This is a genomic window from Pseudohaemophilus parahaemolyticus, assembly GCF_938021905.1.
GTDB lineage: Bacteria > Pseudomonadota > Gammaproteobacteria > Enterobacterales > Pasteurellaceae > Haemophilus_A > Haemophilus_A parahaemolyticus_B.
Window position 1 is genome coordinate 1 of the sequence record NZ_CALIFA010000018.1, and the last position, 1,997, is coordinate 1,997.

General features: G+C 40.0%; 1 protein-coding gene. It reads right to left on the bottom strand.

The window, feature by feature from the left end; all coding sequences use genetic code 11:
• A partial coding sequence (locus QMF79_RS01220; RefSeq protein ID WP_281772447.1) for an SNF2-related protein occupies positions 1-1,965 on the bottom strand: 1,965 nt, incomplete at its 3' end.
• Positions 1,966-1,997 lie beyond the last annotated feature (32 nt).

Genomic DNA, 1,997 nt, shown 5'->3' on the forward strand with positions numbered 1-1,997 from the left:
CACTGACTGATCAAAGCTTGAGACCAATGCATTTTTAGTTTCTTGTACTCTTCCTTCAATTTCATCGGCAAATTGGGCTTGTAACTGATCAAAGGCTGTCTGAATTTCGTTTTCAGTACGGCACGTGGCATAAATATTCGCAATTTGATTTTCAATATCCACCCCGGATTCAATTCGCCCTAACACTTCATCAGAAGCACCCAATACGCCTTGAAACAATTTAAATTTTTCTGTGAGTAACTCTAAAACACGCTGATCAGCAAGATTTCGTTTGTTTAAGAAATTGATTACTACCACATCAAATTTTTGCCCATAACGATGGCAACGCCCGATGCGTTGTTCCACTCTCTGCGGATTCCACGGTAAATCATAGTTAATCAGCAATGAACAAAATTGCAGGTTTACCCCTTCACTGGCAGCTTCTGTTGCAATCATAATTTGAGCCTTTTCTTTAAAATGCTCAATCAATGCCGAACGCTTATCCACTTCTGCCGAGCCTGTAATCTTTTCTGTGCCTTGATGGCGAATAAGCCAATCTTGATAAATCGTCACAGAATTTGGATCGTTATTCGTGCCGCTAAACAGCACCACATTATCCGCATAACCATTTTGCGTTAAAAAATCAAAAAGGTATTTTTGTGTGCGTACCGATTCGGTGAAAATAATCGCTTTTTGATTCGCCCCCAGTTTAGCCATTTCCGCAAAACCAGTTTGAAGTGCGGTCAATAATGCGAGAATTTTGCTATCTTGTTGTAAACCCTCTGCCAAACGAATAAAGCCTTCAATTTCGGTAATTTCCGCCTGTAACGAAGCTTGATTTAATTCATCGCTAACAGAAACCTCTATCTCTTCCGCCTCTAGTTCATCGGCTTCTACATCTTCTGTTGCTAATTCCTCACCATCAAATAATGCCTCAATTTCACTTAATGGTTCATCTTGATTCTGCTCTAGCTGCTGTAAATGTTGAAGTCTGAGTAAAATGGCTCTCAAGGTTCCCAAAACCGCTTGCGGACTTGAAGCTAATAATTTTCGCAGAATTAAAGCCGTTAAGTGTTTATGTCGCTTTGGCAACGCGTAGCTACTTTCTTTACGTAAAAATTCTGAGATTTGCTCATAAAGGGCAAATTCTGCTGCTGTTGGCATAAATTCTTGAGTGATCGTCTTACGTTCGGTATAACGCACATATTCCAACACATTCTTGCGTAGCGTACGTTTAACAAAACTTGCCATTCGCTCTTTGAGCTCAGCTACATTGCCACGGCGAACAAATTCTTTTTGGAAAAATTTACGATCGCCAAAAATATGATCATCAAGTAAAGTCGATAAGCCATACAGTTCCATCAACGAATTTTGCAAAGGTGTTGCCGTGAGCAATAGTTTTTTCTTTCCCCCAAAGGCATTGCGCATTGCTTGCCCCATTTTGTTATCGGCTTTGTGGGCATTACGCATCTTGTGGGCTTCATCAATAACTACCAAATCCCAATCAAACTGCTTAAATGTTGCTTGTTCTTTGCTGGCAAATTGATGGGAAACAATCAGCACATTGTTGCCGATTTGATTTTTGCAAAAATTAAACAGTTTTCCACTGCTTGTCTTTTTCATTGCTTGATTGACAACCGTTTTATCCACCACCATTGTTGGCAAACCAAACTTTTCAGCCAGCTCATTTGCCCATTGTTTACGCAAAATAGCTGGGCAAACAATCAACAAATTCCGCTTACGCTCCGCCCATTTTTGACAGAGCACTAAACCCGCTTCAATAGTTTTTCCTAAACCGACTTCATCGGCAAGCATGACACCTTCTTGTAGCGGATTTTTAAGCGCAAACAATGCAGCATCAATTTGATGGGGATTTAAATCTACCTTTGCATCAAATAATGATTGCGATAAACGGTTATCATCTGTTCGGCGACACGTGATTTCATTAGCAAAATAACGTGCGTGATAAGGTGTGATATTCATCATTGCATCTTCTCAAACATTTGCTGTAAATAATT